The organism is Novosphingobium sp. RL4 (assembly GCF_035658495.1).
Lineage (GTDB): Bacteria > Pseudomonadota > Alphaproteobacteria > Sphingomonadales > Sphingomonadaceae > Novosphingobium.
Genome location: NZ_CP141944.1, coordinates 2,675,371 through 2,693,283, shown reverse-complemented (window position 1 = coordinate 2,693,283; position 17,913 = coordinate 2,675,371). Strand labels below are relative to the sequence as shown.

Genomic DNA, 17,913 nt, shown 5'->3' with positions numbered 1-17,913 from the left:
TTTTCTCTGTCTAACCGATCGCTGGCTTGTCCGCGGGATTGCGGGGCCCCTCCGGCTTTCTTTCCTTCCGTCCTGCATCACGGCATGAAACGGAAGGCGCGCCCTTAGCCTATCCGGGACGGAACGCAAGCAAAACCGTGTCCGCCGCGCGGATCAGCTCACGGCGAGGACCAGGTTGCGGACTTGCGGGTAGACCTGCGTTTCCCAGCGCGAGCCCGCGAACAGGCCGTAGTGACCCACTCCTGTCTGCAAGTGGTGGCGTTTAAGGTGAGGGCGAAGGCTGGAGCAGAGGAAATGGGCGGCGGCCGTCTGGCCCACGGCGCAAATGTCGTCGCGCTCGCCTTCGACGGTGAGGAGCGCGGTTTTGCGGATGGCGCCGCAATCGACCTTGCGGCCGCGATGTTCCAGTTCTCCCCGGGCGAGCAGGGCGCGCTGGAAGACCTTGTCGATGGTTTCCAGATAGAAGTCGGCGGTAAGATCGAGCACGGCGAGGTACTCGTCGTAGAAAGTCTCGATCTTTTCGGCGTCCGTCGGGCGTTCGTCGGCAAGCGCCTGGTAGAGCTTGCGGAACTGGCTGAAATGGCGGCCCATGTTCATCGACATGAAGGCGGAGAGCTGGACGAAACCGGGGTAGACCTTCCGTCCGGCGCCGGGATGGCGCAGCGGCACGGTGTGGATCATGTTGTCCTCGAACCACATGAACGGGTGCTCCGTCGCCAGTTCATTGACCGATGTCGGGCTTTCGCGGGTGTCGATCGGGCCGCCCATCAGGGTCATCGAACGGGGCTGCGCGGGGTCGTCGTCCTGCGCCATCAGCGCTACCGCCGCCAGAACCGGGACGCAGGGCTGGCATACTGCGAGCACGTGCGCACCGCGGCGGCCTTGCGAACCTTGGTCGGCGGGATCGGCCAGTTCCTGAAGGAAGTGGATCACATAGTCCACGAAATCGTCGAAGCCGAAATCGCCCTCGCTCAGCGGGACGTCGCGCGCGTTCTTCCAGTCGGTGATGTAGACGTCGTGATCGCTCAGTAAGGTATGCACGGTGTCGCGCAGGAGCGTGGCGTAGTGGCCTGAAAGCGGGGCCACCACCAGCATCCTGGGTTGCGGCGTTGCAACATCGTCCTTCGCGAAGTGCAGCAGGTTGCAGAACGGCAGGTCCAGCGCCACTTCCTCGCGTACCGTGACGTCGCGGTTGCCGGAGAGAACGCTGTCGATACCGTAGGCGGGGCGCTGGTGCGTTATGGTTGCCTTGTCGAACACTTCGGCCAGCGCAAAGAACCGCCTGAACCAAGGCATATCCTGCGCTCCGCCAAGATAGCGGTCGCGGAATCCGGTGGCGGCCTGCGCGGCCATTCGGGCCGGTGCCAGCATGTCGGAGCAGGTCTGGTACGCCTGGTAAAGCATTCGTACTGGTCCCCTGTGACAAATGCGTTTCGAGGGATCGAGAGGCTGATAAGCAGGTGGGCGATTCGGCGGCGGAGATGCAATCCGCACTGGATTCATGCTGCGCTGCATCATAAGCTGATGCAAGCAAAAGCACGCTGCAAGGACATGACTCATGAGCGACTCGGCACCGGCGCAGCTGACGATTTCCAGCAAGACATATTCCGCATGGTCGCTGAGGGGCTGGCTGCTGTGCCGGCTTGCAGGTCTGGATATCGAAGAGAAGCAGGTGCTCAACGATGCGGCGAACCGTGCCGAACTGTTACTGCTGTCGCCCTCGGTGCTGGTGCCCCGGCTAAGCCATGATGGCGCGAGCGTGTGGGATACCCTGGCAATCGCCGAATATCTCAACGAGAAGTTCCCCGACGCGGGCCTCCTTCCCGAAGACGCCATTGCGCGGGCACATTGTCGGTCGATTTCCGGCGAGATCCATTCCGGCTTCACCAACCTGCGGTCGGCATTGCCCATGAATCTCAAGGTCCGGCACGAGAGTTTCCCGATCTTCTCCGGTGCCCGGCCCGATATCGAACGGATCGAGACGATCTGGCAAGATTGCCTCGATACCTATCGGGGGCCTTTCCTGTTCGGAAAGAAGCCGACGATCGCCGATGCCATGTATGCGCCGGTGACACGGCGCTTCATCACTTATGCAGTGCCGATGTCGGGCCAGCTCCGCGCCTATTGCGAGACGATCGAGAAGTGGTCGCCGATGGCGGAGTGGATCGCTGCGGCACATGCCGAACCCGAGGATATCGAGGAACTCGACGTCGAGTTCTGACGAAAGACGGCGGACCTTCCGGCCCGCCGTCTGTTTGCGACCCTGTCGGGCTATCGGATCGTCAGCGCAGCAGGCTCATGACGTTCTGCTGGGCCTGGTTGGCCTGGGCGATCATCGCGGTGGATGCCTGGCTGAGGATCTGCGCCTTGGCCATTTGCGTGGTTTCCAGCGAGTAGTCTGCATCCTCGATCCGCGAGCGGGCGTCCGACAGGTTGGTGACATTGTTGGTCAGGTTGTTGATCGCGGATTCGAGGCGGTTCTGCCCGGCGCCGAGCGAGGCGCGGGTCTGGTTCACGTCTTCCAGGGCGTCGTCGATGAAGTCGAGCGTGTCCGAGGCTGCGGTGCTGGTCGATACGTCGAGCGCCGAGGCGTCGAGATTGCTGCCGTCGATCATGGTGGAGGTCAGCGTAACCGTCTCGCCCGAATTGGCGCCGGTCTGGATGTCGAAGGTGACGTCGCTGCCGGTAGTGGCGAAGAGGGTGTTGCCGTTGAAGGTGGTCTGCGTGAGGATATCGTCGATCTGATCGGTCAGCGCGGTGACTTCCTGCTGCATCGCGTTGCGGTCGCTGTCCTGATAGGTGCCCGAGGCGGACTGGATGGCCAGTTCGCGAACCCGCTGGAGCATGTTCGACACTTCCGAAAGCGCGCCGTCGGCGGTCTGGGCAAGCGAGATGCCGTCATTGGCGTTGCGGATGCCCTGGCTCATACCGCGGACTTGCGCCGTCATCGAGGTCGAGATGGCGAGACCGGCGGCGTCGTCCTTGGCGGAGTTGATGCGCTTGCCGGTGGAGAGGCGCTCCATGGCGGTGCCAAGGGTCTTGTTGGCGGCGATGGAGGCGTTCGAAGCGCGCAGGGCGCTGATGTTGGTATTGATGACGGACATGGTGTTTCCCCAGATTTTCAAGAGATTGTCAGGAGTTTGGAAGTGATCTTCCGGACAAGGCTGAGAACGGTTGGGGGGAGGGGAGCATTAAGGGGCCGGATGTGAAAAGGCCGGGGCATGTGTGGCCATGCTCATGATAAGCCCTTTCATGGGCACGACTTTGTCCGCTTTCGCTTGATCGCGGATAGTTTCGCCCGCATGGCTGCGGGCATCATTCAAACAGGGGATTTCCTTCCAGATGGCTTCCGGCCTCGTAGCTCTTCTAGATGACGTCGCGGTAATCGCCCGCGCCGCCGCAGCTTCGCTCGACGATGTGGGGCTGGGCGTCGCCAAGGCCGGCAGCAAGGCGGCAGGCGTTGTGATTGACGACGCAGCGGTTACGCCGGGCTATGTCACGGACTTCACGCCCGAGCGCGAACTGCCGATCATCTGGAAGATCACCAAGGGCAGCTTGCGGAACAAGCTGTTCATCCTGCTGCCGATCGCGCTGCTGCTGAGCGCATTCCTGCCCTGGCTCATCACCCCGATCCTGATGCTGGGCGGTGCGTATCTCGCGTTCGAAGGCGCCGAGAAAGTTATCGAGAAGTTCGGCGGCGCGCATCACGGTGAGACGTTGGAAGAGCCGGTTGCCGACGCGGCGAGCTTCGAGCAGGCGCGCGTGTCCGGTGCGATCCGCACGGACCTGATCCTCTCGGCGGAGATCATGGCCATCGCCCTTGCGGAAGTGGCGGACAGTTCGCTGCTGGCGCGGGCCGTGGCGCTGGCGCTGGTCGGCATTCTCATCACGGCGGGTGTCTACGGCGCTGTCGCGCTGATCGTGAAAATGGACGACATCGGCCTGCACCTCGCCAGGAAGCAGGGCAAAGGCACGCAGGCTTTCGGACGCATGCTCGTTACCGGCATGCCCAAGGTGCTGACGGTCCTTGCGTCTGTGGGTACGCTGGCGATGCTGTGGGTCGGCGGCGGGATCATCCTGCACGGGCTGGAAGAACTGGGCGTTCCCGGTCCCGCCCATCTTGCCCATGGTGTCGAGCATTGGCTGGCCGTGCTGGGCGGGCCGCTCGGCGGCGTGCTGGGCTGGCTCGGTTATGCCCTGGCTTCGGCCGTGGTCGGGCTGGTGCTGGGCGCGGTGATCGCGATCGTGGTGCATCTGATCGCAAAGGCGCGCGGCACGGCGCACTGATTGGGTCATACATCGCCCCGGACAGAGCCGGGGCGGTGTTTCACAGTCTTGCGAGCAGGTCTTTCGCGAAGACTGTCAGAGTATCGTCGCGCGCGCCCATCACGACCACACGGTCGCCCGGCTTGGCGATCTCGACGATGCGGCTGGCGCAGTTCTCGCGAGAGGGCACGTATTCGGCCCCTGGTCCATTTGCTCCGCCATCGGCCTCGATCAGGCGCACGATGCGCTCGCTGCCCTCGGAGCGGTCCACGGTGCCGCCGAAATAGACCGGATCGCACAGGATCGTCATATCGTTTGGCCCCAGCCTGGTGGCCAGCACATGCGCCAGTTCATGGCCCATCTGCTTGAGCGGGCCGTAGCCGTGCGGCTGGAAGAAGGCGATAACGCGGCCCGGATGCGCCTTGAGCGTTGCCAGCGTGGCCGAGACCTTGTCCGGGTTATGGCCGAAATCGTCGATCACCGTCACGCCCGATGGCGAAGTGCCGACGATATCGAACCGGCGGGCAAGCCCTGCGAAACTGCCCAGCGCCTCTACCCCCTCGGCCACCGAAACACCGGCGGCATTGGCCGCGGCGATGGCGGCGAGCGCGTTGTAGAGGTTGTGGCGACCCGGCACCTTCAATGCCAGCGCGTGCGAAGTCCCGTCGCGGCGATCCAGCACCACGGCAGTCAGTGACGTCGGCCCTTCGACTACATCGACGGCGCCGATCTGCGCGTCCGGCGATGAAATGCCGAACGTCACCAGCGCCTTGGCGTGGGGGGCGAGGGCAGCGGTTTCCGCATCGTCGAGATTGATCGCGGATACATCCGCACGGCCAAGGAAGTCGCCGAAAAGCTGGCGCAGTTCCTCAAGGCTCTTGTGGTCGAGGCTGACGTTGCCCAGCACCGCCACTTTCGGGCGATAGAGCGCGATGGAGCCGTCGCTCTCGTCCACTTCCGAAACGAAGACTTCGCCCTGACCAACCCGGGCACTGGCGAAAGGTGCATCGGGCGAGGCGAAGTTCTTCATCACCGCGCCGTTCATGATCGTGGGATCGCAGCCCGCATGGGTCATGATCCAGCCTGTCATGCCGGTGACGGTCGACTTGCCCGAGGTGCCGCCGATGGCGATCCCGAAGGGTGCGGCATTGAACAGGGTGGCGAGAAGCTGCGCGCGGCTCATGCGCGGGCAGCCGAACTCTTGCGCGCGCACCACTTCCGGCACCGTGTCTTCCACTGCCGCCGAGGCGACCAGCGTTTGTTCCGCGCCGGTAATGCCGCTGCCGTCCTGCGGGTGCAGTTCGAAGCCAAGGCTTTCCAGCCATGCGAACTTTTCAGGCGTGCGGCCCTGATCTCGGCTGCGGTCCGATCCCGCGACCTGCGCGCCGTGTCCCCGAAGGATCAGCGCGAGCGGCAACATGCCAGATCCGCCGATGCCGCAGAAGAACCAGGGATGAGAGGTGAGATCGTGATCGGAAGTCATGACGCTTCGGTATGCGGCCTTGTTCGTCCTGACAACCTCGATAGGAAGGAGCCATGACCCGTATCGCAGTTTGTGCACCGTCCACCCCGATCACCCGCGAGGATGCGGAAGCCGTCGTCGCTCTCGCGGCTGAGGAGTTCCCCGATGCGGAGCTTGTGATCCACGATCAGTGCTTCGAAGTGGATGGCCATTTCGCCGGCAGCGACGCGCGGCGGATCGAGGCTCTGGTGGAATGCGCCAACGATCCCTCGGTGGACGCGGTGTGGTTCGCGCGCGGCGGCTATGGCGCCTGCCGCGTGGCCGAAGCCGCTCTCGCCCGGTTCTCGCACGAGGCGCAGGACAAGACGTTCCTCGGTTATTCCGATGCAGGCTATCTGCTGGGCGGGCTCTATCGCGCGCGGATCGGTAAGCCGGTCCATGGGCCGATGCTGGCCGATATCCGGCGCGCGGGCGGTGCGGATGCGGTTCGGCGCGCGCTGGCCTTTCTTTCGGGCGATGCCTCGGGCTTGGAGCCGAGCGGGGATGGCCACCCGCGAGTCGCCTTCAACCTCATGACTCTCGCGATGCTGTGCGGCACGCGGCTGATGCCGGGGCTGGCCAAGCATGTCGTGCTGGTGGAGGAGGTCTCGGAGTATCTCTATGCGGTGGACCGGCTGTTCTTCCACCTGACCGCGCATCTCGGCGGTATCGCCGGCCTGCGGCTCGGCCGGGTCAGCGACGTGCCCGAAAATGATCGGCCTTTCGGCATCGAGGCTGAGGAAATCGCCCGCCATTGGTGCGAGCATCATTCGATCCCCTTCCTCGGCAGCGCGGACATCGGGCATGACGCGGCCAACAGGATCGTGCCGTTCGGACTTGCGGGGAACGCGGAAGGGCAATAACCCGCCGCGCCACATTCGATTCGTAAAAACGGCACACGGCCTCAGCGCCTGCCAGACAAAGGAAGCCGCCAGATGCGTGCATTCGTTTTCCCCGGACAGGGCAGCCAGAAGGTCGGCATGGGCGCCGAACTCGCCGAAGCCAGCGCCGTCGCGCGCGAAGTTTTCCAGGAAGTGGACGAGGCGCTCGGCCAGAACCTCTTCCGCGTGATGACGCAGGGCCCCGAAGAGGAACTGACCCTTACCGAGAACGCCCAGCCGGCGATCATGGCCAATGCCATCGCCGTCCTGCGCGTGCTGGAAAAGGAGGGCGGCATCACGCTCGCCGACAAGGCGGACTTCGTCGCCGGGCACTCGCTGGGCGAATATACCGCGCTCTGCGCCGCCGGTGCTTTCAGCCTTGCCGACACCGCGCGTCTGCTGAAGCTGCGCGGTCAGTCGATGCAGGCTGCCGTTCCGGTGGGCCTTGGCGCCATGGCCGCGCTGCTCGGCGCCGATATCGAGAAGGCCACGGAACTCGCCGCTGCCGCTGCCGAGGGCCAGGTCTGCACGGTGGCCAATGACAACGATCCCACGCAAGTCGTGATTTCGGGGCACCGCGAAGCCATCGAGCGCGCCGTTGCGCTGGTGAAGGACTTCGGGATCAAGCGCGGCGTGCTGCTGCCGGTCTCGGCGCCGTTCCACTGCCCGCTGATGCAGCCCGCTGCCGACGCCATGGCGGAGGCACTGGCCAAGACCCCTCCGGTCAGCCTGCACGTGCCGTTGTTCGCCAATGTCACCGCCTCGGTCGTCACCGATCCCGCAGAAATCCAGCGCCTGCTGGTCGAGCAGGTCACCGGCCGTGTCCGCTGGCGCGAAAGCGCGATCGCCATGCGGGAGGCGGGCGTCGAGACGTTCGTCGAACTCGGCGGCAAGGTGCTCGGCCCGATGATCAAGCGTTCGGCCGGCGAGGTGGAGGTGATCTCCGCCGTGACCATGGCCGAGATCGAGGAACTGGCGAAAGGCCTCTGATTGGCGCGCCGGGCTTGACCCCGGCGCCTTGAAGGTTTGAAGAATGGCCCCGTTCAGCGGGCCGTCGCCTGCCGATCAGGCAGGCGATTCACGGAGATTTGAAAGATGTTCAACCTCAACGGAATGACCGCCCTCGTCACCGGCGCCTCGGGCGGCATCGGTTCCGCCGTCGCCCGCGCGCTGGCCGCGCAGGGTGCGCGCCTTGCCATCTCGGGCTCGAACGCCGACAAGCTGCGCGCCTTCCGCGACGAGCTGGACGAGCACACCCCGCAGCACCTGCAGGATGTCGATCACGTCGCCATCGCCTGCAACCTCGGCGATGCCGAGCAGGTCGAGAAGCTGGTTCCCGCCGCGCTCGAATCGCTGGGCAAGATCGATATCCTGATCAACAACGCCGGCATCACCCGTGACAACCTCGCCATGCGCATGAAGGACGAGGAGTGGGATCAGGTCATCCGCATCAACCTCGAATCGACCTTCCGCCTGATGCGCGCCGTGACCAAGCCGATGATGAAGGCGCGCTTCGGCCGTATCATCAACGTTACCTCGGTCGTCGGCACCACCGGCAATCCCGGCCAGATGAACTACTGCGCGGCCAAGGGCGGAATCACCGCCATGTCGAAGAGCCTCGCGCAGGAACTCGCCAGCCGTAACGTCACCGTGAACTGCATCGCGCCGGGCTTCATCCGCACCGCGATGACCGAAGTGCTGCCCGATGCCCAGAAGGACGCGCTCAACGGCCGGATCCCGATGGGCCGCATGGGCGAGGGCGAGGATATCGCCTCGGCCGCCGTATTCCTGGCCTCGAAGGAAGCAGGCTACGTCACCGGCCAGACGATCCACGTCAACGGCGGCATGGTAATGGTCTGACATGACCCCCGGGATTGCGCGGACCGTGCGGGTGGAACCCTGCGATCCGCGCAATCCCGAAGCCGTCGCGGCGATGGAGCGCCTTTCGGAGGCGCTCGCAGCGATCACGGGGGACGGCGGCACGTCGTCGTTCGATCCGGCGGACGTCCTCGTTTCCCGCGCGCTGTTTGTGGTCGCGCGGAACGGGGAGGGCGCCGTGATCGGATGCGGCGCCTATCGGCCACTTGAAGAGGAAGTGGCGGAGATCAAGCGCATGTATGCCGATCAAGGCTGCGGTGCGGCGGTTCTGGCCGCCCTGGAGGCGGGCGCATCGGCTGACGGCTACCGCGAGGTTCGCCTCTCCACACGCAAGGTCAATACCCGCGCGACAGCGTTCTATCGTCGGCATGGCTACGCGCCGGTTGCGGCTTATGGGCGTTATGTGGGCCGGGAAGAATCGGTTTGCATGGGGAGGGTGCTGGATGAAGCAATTCGAGCGCCCAATGCGGGGAAAGCGTTCGAATCGATCCGCGAACGCCTGAAATCCCCTAATTTATCCCCAGAAACACCGGAGAGCGGGCAATAGTCGCTTGCCGCAAGCCTTCCGTTCGCTAGAGATATTCGTCCTGAAATTCGGGATGTTTTGCATCCCTTGCCCGATCAAGGGGGACTAAAGGCTGTCATGAAGGCCACCATCGAACGTTCCACGCTCCTGCGCTGTCTTTCGCACGTGCAGTCCGTCGTCGAGCGGCGCAATACCATTCCCATTCTCTCGAACGTGCTGATCGAGGCCTCGGGCACCGGGTCCTTGCGCATCATGGCGACCGACCTCGACTTGCAGGTCGTCGAGACGCTCGGCGTCGTCTCGGTCGAGCAGGCTGGCGCAATCACGGTTTCCGCCCACCTCCTGTTCGACATCGCCCGCAAGCTGCCTGACGGCAGCCAGGTGAGCCTCGATGCCGCGGACAACCGCATGGTGGTGAAGGCCGGACGCAGCCGCTTCCAGCTGCCGACGCTCCCGCGTGACGATTTCCCCATGATTGCCGAGGGCGAACTGCCGACCAGCTTCGAGATTCCGGCGGCAACGCTGGGCCAGCTGATCGACCGCACGCGCTTCGCCATCTCGACCGAGGAAACCCGGTACTATCTCAACGGCATCTTCCTCCACGTCTCCGACGAGGAACTGAAGGCAGCCGCCACCGATGGCCACCGACTGGCACGCTTCACTCTTGCTCGTCCCGACGGCGCGGAGGGCATGCCCGACGTGATCGTGCCCCGCAAATGCGTCGGCGAGCTGCGCAAGCTGCTCGAAGAAGCGCTCGACACCAATGTGCTGGTCGATCTCTCGGCGAGCAAGATCCGCTTCACGCTGGGCGGTGAGCATGGCGTGGTGCTGACCAGCAAGCTGATCGACGGAACCTTCCCGGACTACACGCGCGTCATCCCCACCGGGAACGACAAGCTGCTGAAGATCGATCCCAAGAGCTTCTTCGAAGGCGTGGACCGCGTTGCGACGATCGCCACGGAAAAGACCCGCGCGGTGAAGATGGCGCTGGAACAGGACCGTGTGACGCTTTCGGTCACGTCGCCCGATAACGGCACGGCTGCCGAAGAGGTTCCGGCGGACTATTCGGCCGAAGGCTTCGAGATCGGCTTCAATGCCAATTATCTCAAGGACATCCTCGGCCAGATCGACGGCGATACGGTGGAACTGCATCTGGCAGACGCTGGTGCGCCGACGCTGATCCGCCAGGATGAGAAAAGCCCGGCGCTATACGTGCTGATGCCGATGCGCGTCTGACCTGCGCGTTCAGGGACCAGAAAAATGAAAAGGCCGGGGCATTCCCCGGCCTTTTTGTTACCTTGGATCGATCAGGTTCCGGCGGAGGGATGCGCTTCCGCGATCATCTGGTCCACGGCCACGAACTTCTCGCGCGGGGCGCCTTGCCGGGCGTTGGCGGCTTCGGCTTCCTCGATCTTCTGCCACTCGGTGAACTTGACGTAGTCGATGCCGCGCTGTGCGGCGAGGGCGTCGAACCCCGGCCTCCCAGCCTTTCCGCTGCCTTCGCCGATATCGGCGTCGATCTTCTCGACAATCGCAAAGCCGTCCGGCCGGTTGGTGCCGATGGTTCCGGTCGGTCCGCGCCTTGCCCAGCCCACGCAATAGAGGCCGGGCGCGATTCTTCCCTCGGCATTGGCGAAGCGCCCCCCCTGTTCGTCATAGGGAACATCCGGAATCCGGGAGGTCTGGTAGCCAATGCAGGCGACCACGATGCCAGCGGGAATGCGATAGGTCTCCCCGGTGCCGACGGCCTTGCCATCGACGAGCCGGGTGCGTTCCACCTCGATGCCCTCGACCTGGTCGGTGCCGAGGATGGCGCGCGGGGCAGCGAAAAAGTCGAACTCGATCCGCACGTCGCGGCCGGGACATGCCGGGCCTTCGTTGTCGTTGGCAGTGCCGCCGCCGATCGCGAAGCCGCGCAAGTGCCCCATGGTCTTTCGCATGCCCGGATCGAGTGCTGCATCCTCCGTCAGAGGCGGAAGGTCGGCAGGATCGACGCTCGGGCAGGCGCGAGAGAGCTTGGCCAGTTCCCCCAACTCCTTCGGCGTCATCGTCACCTGGTGCGGCCCGCGTCGCCCGAGAATGACGATCCGCCTTACGCGGGATGCCTCCAGCGCTTCTAGCGCATGGCTCACGATGTCGCTGCCTTCGAATTCGGCGCCGGACTTGGCGAGAATGCGGGCGACATCGAGTGCGACGTTGCCGTTTCCGACGATCACGGCGGTTTCATGGGCGAAATCGGGGCCGATGCCGGCGAAATCGGGATGGCCGTTGTACCAGCCGACAAAGGCGGCGCTGCCGAAGACATTGGCCAGGTTCTCGCCGGGAAGGCCCAGCTTTCGGTCGTTGGGCGCGCCGGTGGCAAGAACGACGGCGTCGTAAAGATCCTGAAGTTCCGCGATGGTGATATCCCGGCCGACCATCACATTGCCGACGAAGCGCACGTTCGGATTGAGCGCGGTCGTCTCGTATCGGTGCGAGACGCTCTTGATCGACTGGTGATCGGGCGCGACTCCGGTGCGGATCAGTCCGAAGGGCACTGGTAACAAATCGAATATATCGACTTTGACACCGTCTCCCCACTGCTTGAGCGCCGCTTCGGCCGTGTAGTAGCCGGCCGGTCCGGAACCAACGATTGCCAGGTGCCGCATCGTGTTGTCTCCCAAGGGCTTATCTCTCAGGCGGGCGGTGTCTCACTTAAGCGCCCGCCATTCATGGAAGCAAACATGACTGGGCGGCGGCGGCAAGTGAAATCCGGTGGATCGGGCGACTTGTGCCATACCCGACCGCAAACGGATTTGGTTGCCGGGACTTAACACTTTGGAAATGGGCTCGGGGCAATAGCCGATCTGATGGCGCGCAAGGGACTTCAGGAGCAGCAGCAGGCATCGCGTGGCGGCGCGGCGCACAGGGCTGCGCTTTCCGCCCAGTCGGAAGCCGCGCGCACCGGCATACCCAACTTCGCGTTTCTGCGCCCTCGTGGCCCGAGCAGCGATCCGCTTCACTTCTTCATCGCCCGGCGCTGGGAACTCATGGCACCGGCCATGGTCTGCGTGCTGGTGGCGATGGGCGTGGCCTCGCGCAGCGCGCCCGGTTCGTTTCCGCTTTGCCTGTCCTTCGGCGCGATGCTGCTGTGCCTCGCCGCGCCGCTACTGGCCACGCTTGAGGGCCAGTTCCATCACCGCAGCTGGAAGCGTTATCCGCTCATGCTGCTGGCCGTGGCCTTGCCGATGTGCCTGTTCGGTGTGGCTGCGGCGCAGTGGACTTACGAGACGCCGGCGCTCGACTGGCGGCTCACGATCAAGGGCTACGGCATCCTGGTGTTGCTGGCGACGGTCCTGCTGGACCGCCGCCTGACCTCGATCGTGGCGGCGACGGTGGGGGTATGGGCAGGGGCGTCGATTCATTCCGCATCGCCGCAGACCATGGGCCTCCTGGCGGCGGGGATCGGCATCGGGCTGAGCGCGGCCATGCGCCAGTCGCGCATCGCCGCGCGGGAATCGGCGCGTCGTGCGGAGCAGGAGCGCGAGCAGCACCGCGCCGAGGAGCTTCTGCGCGAATACGAGGAGACCGGGCAGGGCTGGTTCTGGGAGACCGACCGGCGAGCCTTCATCACTTATGTCTCGCCTCGCATCGCCGAATTGGTCGGCGTGCCGCAGGAGGAGCTTTACGGACGGCCCTTCCTCGGGCTGTTCCGGCTGCGCGCGCAGGATCACGAGAGCGAGCGCACGCTGGCGTTCCACCTTTCGACCCGCTCCTCCTTCCAGGACATCGGCGTGCGCGCCGCGACCGATGAGAAGGATGAGCGCTGGTGGTCCATCAGCGGCCGTCCGGTGCTGGATCAGTTTCACAATTTCCTGGGATTCCGGGGCTCGGGGATCGATCTGACCGAGACCCGCAAGTCGCAGCAGCACGCCACCCAGCTTGCGCGCTTCGATTCGCTGACAAAGCTCGCCAACCGCTTCCAGATGTCGGAATGGCTGGAGAAGGTCATCAATTCGCCGCGGATCGAAAATCGTGCCTGCGCGGTGTTCCTGCTCGATCTCGATCGCTTCAAGCAGGTCAACGATACCATGGGCCATCCGGCCGGCGATGCGCTGCTCAAGCAAGTGGCCGAACGCCTGCGCGCAACTGTCGCGAACATGGGGCGGGTCGGCCGCCTTGGCGGCGACGAGTTCCAGGTGATCCTGCCGGGCTATCACCAGCACGAAGGTCTCGGCCATCTCGCCCGCCGGATCATCGAGAACCTGTCGCAGCCTTACTCGATCGACGGCGCGCGCGTGGTGATCGGCGCATCGCTGGGCATCGCGATGTGTCCTGACGACGGCACGACGACGGAAGCACTGATCCGCAATGCCGACCTTGCTCTCTATGCGGCGAAAGGCGGCGGACGTGGCCGTCATCATTTTTACGACGACGATCTCCATTCCGATGCACGCGAGCGGCAGCAGTTGGAGCAGGACCTGCGCGATGCCATCGCCGGAGACGCGCTTGAACTGCACTATCAGCCGCAAATTCATACCACGACCGAGAAAATCACCGGTTTCGAGGCGCTTCTTCGCTGGAAGCACCCCCGGCATGGCTATCTTTCGCCCGCGAAGTTCGTGCCGGTGGCGGAAGAGACCGGTCTTGTCTCCCAGATCGGCGAATGGGCACTGCGCACCGCCTGCCGCGACCTGGCAGCTTGGCCGCATGACGTGCGCGTTGCGGTGAACGTCTCGCCACTGCAATTCGCCAATCCCGACCTTCCCGGGATCGTTGCCGGTGCCGTGGCGGAAGCCGGAATCAATCCCGCCCGGCTCGAACTCGAAATCACCGAGAGCGTTTTCCTTGGGGAGGGCAAGGCAACGGAGGATATGTTCGGCGCGCTCAAGGGGATCGGCGTGCGGCTGGCGCTCGACGATTTCGGCACCGGCTATTCCTCGCTCGGCTACCTGAAGAAGGCGCCGTTCGACAAGATCAAGATCGACCAGAGCTTCGTGCGCGGCGCCACCATCGACGGCAGCCGTAACGGCGCGATCATCTCCTCGATCGTCAGCCTCGCCGAAGCGCTGGGCATGGAGACGACGGCCGAAGGGGTCGAGACGTTCGACGAGCTCGATCTCGTGCGGCTGCTGGGCTGCAGTCATGTGCAGGGCTATATCTACGAGAAGTCACTGACCTCCGCCGAAGCGGCAGCCCGGCTCGAACAGGGGCTTTCGGCAGTGGCTACGGGGCCGCGTTCGGCTCGCGCGCCGCGCCAGACCATGCTGCGCAAGGTCGTGCTGGAGCACGGCGGACATATCTATCATGCCACGATCCGCAACATCTCCAGCACCGGTGCTATGGTAGAGGGCCTGTGGAACGTGCCGGCCGATACGCAATTCGGGATTCAGCTTGCGGACGACAACGTTGTTCTCGCCACCGCGCGCTGGTGCCGGGAGGATCGCATGGGCGTGGAATTCGTCCGTCCGCTGCAGCTCGACGGCTCGGGAACGGTGCTGTTCAGCCCCTCGCGGGTCGATCCGGAAGCCGGTCCGAAGGCAAGTGATTCAGGATTGATGCGCAAGGCAGGCTGACAGGTGCGAAAACCGCTGCTAACGGCGCATTCATGACAGACCTCGCCCAGATCCGAAATTTCTCGATCATTGCCCATATCGACCATGGCAAGTCGACGCTTGCCGACCGCCTGATCCAGTCGACCGGCGGCCTCTCCGAGCGTGAGATGAGCGCCCAGGTGCTCGATAACATGGATATCGAGAAGGAGCGGGGCATCACCATCAAGGCGCAGACCGTGCGCCTGAGCTACACCGCCAAGGACGGGCTCACTTACGAGCTGAACCTGATGGACACGCCGGGCCACGTCGACTTCGCCTACGAAGTATCGCGCAGTCTGGCGGCGTGCGAGGGCGCGCTGCTGGTCGTGGACGCAGCGCAGGGCGTGGAAGCGCAGACGCTGGCCAACGTCTATCAGTCGATCGAGCACGACCACGAGATCGTGCCCGTCATCAACAAGATCGACCTGCCGGCCGCCGAACCCGAAAAGGTCCGCACCGAGATCGAAGACATCATCGGCATCGATGCGTCGGAAGCGGTGCTCGCTTCCGCCAAATCGGGTATCGGCATTGCCGAGATCCTCGAAGCCGTGGTTGCCAAGATTCCGCCGCCGAAGGGCGAGCGCGACAAGCCGCTGAAGGCGATGCTGGTCGATTCGTGGTACGATCCGTATCTCGGCGTCGTCATTCTGGTGCGCGTCATCGACGGTGTCATCAAGAAGGGCCTCAACGTCAAGTTCATGCAGGGCGGCACCGATCACCTGGTGGACCGCGTAGGCTGCTTCACGCCCAAGCGTATCGATCTGCCCGAATTGGGCCCCGGCGAGATCGGCTTCATCACGGCGCAGATCAAGGAAGTCGAGCAGGCCAAGGTCGGTGACACCATCACCACCGTCAAGGCTGGCGCAACGCAGGCGCTGCCGGGCTACAAGGAAGTGCAGCCGGTGGTGTTCTGCGGGCTCTTCCCGGTCGACGCCAACGACTTCGAGAAACTGCGCGAATCGATCGGCAAGCTTCGTCTCAACGACGCGAGCTTCAGTTTCGAGATGGAATCGAGCGCGGCACTGGGCTTCGGCTTCCGCTGCGGCTTCCTTGGCCTGCTGCACCTGGAGATCATTCAGGAGCGGCTTAGCCGCGAATACGACCTCGACCTGATCACCACCGCGCCTTCCGTGGTCTACCGTCTGACGATGACGGACGGCACCGTGAAGGAACTGCACAACCCGTCCGACATGCCCGATCCCGTCAAGATCGACTTCATGGAAGAACCGTGGATCAAGGCCGTGATCTATACGCCGGATGAATATCTCGGCTCGATCCTGAAGCTCTGTCAGGACCGTCGCGGTATCCAGAAGGACCTCACTTACGTCGGCGGCCGTGCGCAGGTGACTTACGAACTGCCGCTCAACGAAGTGGTGTTCGACTTCTACGACCGCCTGAAGTCGATCAGCCGAGGCTACGCCAGCTTCGACTATGAGCAGATCGGCCTTCAGGAGGGTGATCTCGTGATGATGAACATCCTCGTGAACAACGAGCCGGTCGATGCTCTGTCGATGGTGGTTCACCGCAGCCAGGCCGAACCGCGCGGCCGCGCGCTGGTGGAACGCCTGAAGGAACTGATCCCCCGGCACATGTTCAAGATTCCGATCCAGGCGGCGATCGGTGCCAAGGTCATCGCACGCGAAACGATCAGCGCCATGCGCAAGGACGTTACCGCCAAGTGCTACGGCGGCGACATCACCCGCAAGAAGAAGCTTCTGGAAAAGCAGAAGGAAGGCAAGAAGCGCATGCGCGAATACGGCAACGTGCAGATTCCGCAGGAAGCCTTCATCGCCGCGCTGCGCATGGGCGAGGAATAAAGCCCCTTCCACGAACCGTCACATTGACGCCCTCGTGCGGACGCGACCCGTCCGCGCGAGGGCGTTGTCGTATGTGAGTATCAGTTCCCGCTTTACCTCGCTTGCTTTGGGCGGGGCGGGAAATGCCGGTCGCAGTGACCAATTAATCCATTTTGGGTCATTCGTTGGTTGAATTCTGTTCGAACATAGAGCTGGCCGAACCGGCGTGACGCAAGTGACGCGAATCTCGCGGATAGTGAGCAGAACTGGTTAAGGGGTGGCCGGTATTGTCCGGGCGCGAACACGGCGATTCGGCTTTGAATTCATTCGGATGCTGGAAGCTGGATGTTTGGCGGGCCGCCGGCATGGCGTCGTGGATGAGCGATAAGTCGGATTTGGTTAAGTCGTAGCCTGTAACGGGTTGATAGTGCGTTTGCAGACGACCTATAATTGCTTTGTACGAACTGCGTGGGCGGGGGCTCGGCGGAACGAGGGTGGTTCGATAGTGTTATGGAAGTTGGGCAGATGGAGCGGAGCGGCGACTTGACGCACGTCCAGAAGATCATGGCGATCTTTCCCGTGCTGACTTCGAAGCAGCACGAGGTGCTGGCGTTCGTCGCGGAAAACCGCACCAGCAAGGAGATTGCCTGGGAACTCGGCATTTCCGAAAGCGCCGTAAACCAGCGTATCGAGGGTGTGCGTAACCGAACGGGGGCGCCGCCGCGCGCGGAACTGGCGCGTGCCTACAGGCAGTATCAGTTGGACCTGGCAGCGGCCTGTAATCCGATACCAGCCAAGAATCCTCAGGTTCCGGCTGTTGCGATGTTCGACAAGGATCGGGCTCAGGACGAACTGACCGACAGGCTGACGCTTGCCGATGGTGCCACCTTCAAGGTTACGGCGCCCTGGCAGGAAGAACCTTACGCCAGGATCGTTCCGGAGGTGCTCGATGGTTCCAACGCGGGCCTCAGCCGCACGGCAGCCATGATTGCCATCGCCGGGGGACTTCTCCTCGTCGCGGTGTTCGGTCTGGATTTCGCCACTCGGTTGAGCAGTCTGCTTTGATCCAGCCTCCCGGCACAAGAACAGGCGCATCGAACGGGCCGATGACGCTGGATGAGGGTCTCCATGTCCATCACCATTTCCTCTGCCACTGCCCGGATCGCCCGTCAGCTTCCCGAGGCCGAAGTTTCTCTCGACTCTGCGCTGCTCGCCTCGGCGCGGCTTATGGAATCCATGCTGCTTGCGCGTCAGGCGGATGGCATCGCCACGTTCACGGGGCAGACGGCACTTATGCGCCTTGCCAAGACCCAGCGCTCCCTGCTGGAAACCCAGAACGACATGATCCGTGTTCACCACGAGCTTCTCGGCATCGGCCGCGATATCAAGGCCATTGCCGACGAGCCGGAAGCCTGCCCCAAGACCGCAGAACTGGTGGAAGAAGCGCCGATGTTGCGATCGGCTTAAGCGACCCAGGCCCGATCGCGGGCTC

Annotated in this window: 15 protein-coding genes; 11 read left to right on the top strand and 4 right to left on the bottom strand. The window is 63.8% G+C overall.

Annotation, left to right across the window (positions count from 1 at the left end; genetic code table 11):
* Positions 1 to 153: 153 nt before the first annotated feature.
* Positions 154 to 1,404 carry a polyhydroxyalkanoate depolymerase gene (locus U9J33_RS13140; RefSeq protein WP_324695882.1) on the bottom strand — a complete coding sequence of 417 codons (1,251 nt, stop codon included), beginning with the start codon at positions 1,402 to 1,404 and terminating at the stop codon, positions 154 to 156.
* Between the two features lie 154 nt (positions 1,405 to 1,558).
* Here U9J33_RS13140 and U9J33_RS13135 point away from each other — a divergent pair, with 154 nt between their 5' ends.
* Positions 1,559 to 2,221, top strand: a complete 663-nt coding sequence (locus U9J33_RS13135; RefSeq protein ID WP_324695880.1) for a glutathione S-transferase — start codon at positions 1,559 to 1,561, stop codon at positions 2,219 to 2,221.
* 61 nt (positions 2,222 to 2,282) lie between these two features.
* Here the strand turns inward: U9J33_RS13135 and U9J33_RS13130 are convergent, their stop codons facing one another.
* On the bottom strand, positions 2,283 to 3,104 hold the full coding sequence (locus U9J33_RS13130; RefSeq protein ID WP_054440801.1) for a flagellin: 822 nt from the start codon (positions 3,102 to 3,104) through the stop codon (positions 2,283 to 2,285).
* Between the two features lie 238 nt (positions 3,105 to 3,342).
* Between U9J33_RS13130 and U9J33_RS13125 the strand changes: the two genes are divergently transcribed.
* On the top strand, positions 3,343 to 4,287 hold the full coding sequence (locus U9J33_RS13125) for a DUF808 domain-containing protein (protein WP_324695878.1): 945 nt from the start codon (positions 3,343 to 3,345) through the stop codon (positions 4,285 to 4,287).
* A 40-nt stretch (positions 4,288 to 4,327) separates the two neighbouring features.
* On the opposite strand, the gene U9J33_RS13120 is transcribed toward U9J33_RS13125, so the two are convergent.
* Positions 4,328 to 5,749: a glutamate ligase domain-containing protein gene (locus U9J33_RS13120; protein WP_324695876.1), complete on the bottom strand. Its 1,422-nt coding sequence runs from the start codon at positions 5,747 to 5,749 to the stop codon at positions 4,328 to 4,330.
* Between the two features lie 53 nt (positions 5,750 to 5,802).
* Here U9J33_RS13120 and U9J33_RS13115 point away from each other — a divergent pair, with 53 nt between their 5' ends.
* From U9J33_RS13115 to dnaN, 5 genes are all read left to right on the top strand, one after another.
* Positions 5,803 to 6,630, top strand: a complete 828-nt coding sequence (locus U9J33_RS13115; protein ID WP_324695874.1) for an LD-carboxypeptidase — start codon at positions 5,803 to 5,805, stop codon at positions 6,628 to 6,630.
* A gap of 72 nt (positions 6,631 to 6,702) precedes the next feature.
* Positions 6,703 to 7,638, top strand: coding sequence for an ACP S-malonyltransferase (gene fabD / locus U9J33_RS13110; RefSeq protein ID WP_324695871.1), 936 nt, complete (start codon positions 6,703 to 6,705; stop codon positions 7,636 to 7,638).
* 105 nt (positions 7,639 to 7,743) lie between these two features.
* The gene (fabG, locus tag U9J33_RS13105) at positions 7,744 to 8,508 is read left to right on the top strand and encodes a 3-oxoacyl-[acyl-carrier-protein] reductase (RefSeq protein ID WP_185997091.1); all 765 of its coding nucleotides are present in this window, start codon (positions 7,744 to 7,746) and stop codon (positions 8,506 to 8,508) included.
* Position 8,509: 1 nt separating this feature from the next.
* Entirely contained in the window at positions 8,510 to 9,073 is a 564-nt protein-coding gene (locus U9J33_RS13100) for a GNAT family N-acetyltransferase (protein ID WP_324695869.1), read from the top strand.
* Between the two features lie 96 nt (positions 9,074 to 9,169).
* On the top strand, positions 9,170 to 10,288 hold the full coding sequence (dnaN, locus tag U9J33_RS13095; RefSeq protein ID WP_132468963.1) for a DNA polymerase III subunit beta: 1,119 nt from the start codon (positions 9,170 to 9,172) through the stop codon (positions 10,286 to 10,288).
* A 71-nt stretch (positions 10,289 to 10,359) separates the two neighbouring features.
* On the opposite strand, the gene U9J33_RS13090 is transcribed toward dnaN, so the two are convergent.
* Positions 10,360 to 11,700, bottom strand: a complete 1,341-nt coding sequence (locus tag U9J33_RS13090) for an FAD-dependent oxidoreductase (RefSeq protein ID WP_324695866.1) — start codon at positions 11,698 to 11,700, stop codon at positions 10,360 to 10,362.
* 201 nt (positions 11,701 to 11,901) lie between these two features.
* On the opposite strand from U9J33_RS13090, the gene U9J33_RS13085 reads away from it, so the two are divergent.
* From U9J33_RS13085 to U9J33_RS13070, 4 genes are all read left to right on the top strand, one after another.
* Positions 11,902 to 14,607, top strand: coding sequence for an EAL domain-containing protein (locus U9J33_RS13085; protein ID WP_324695864.1), 2,706 nt, complete (start codon positions 11,902 to 11,904; stop codon positions 14,605 to 14,607).
* A 32-nt stretch (positions 14,608 to 14,639) separates the two neighbouring features.
* The gene (lepA, locus tag U9J33_RS13080; protein WP_185997095.1) at positions 14,640 to 16,442 is read left to right on the top strand and encodes a translation elongation factor 4; all 1,803 of its coding nucleotides are present in this window, start codon (positions 14,640 to 14,642) and stop codon (positions 16,440 to 16,442) included.
* Between the two features lie 522 nt (positions 16,443 to 16,964).
* Positions 16,965 to 17,486, top strand: a complete 522-nt coding sequence (locus U9J33_RS13075) for a helix-turn-helix domain-containing protein (protein WP_231636147.1) — start codon at positions 16,965 to 16,967, stop codon at positions 17,484 to 17,486.
* Between the two features lie 63 nt (positions 17,487 to 17,549).
* Positions 17,550 to 17,888: a hypothetical protein gene (locus tag U9J33_RS13070; protein ID WP_054440813.1), complete on the top strand. Its 339-nt coding sequence runs from the start codon at positions 17,550 to 17,552 to the stop codon at positions 17,886 to 17,888.
* Positions 17,889 to 17,913: the final 25 nt, after the last annotated feature.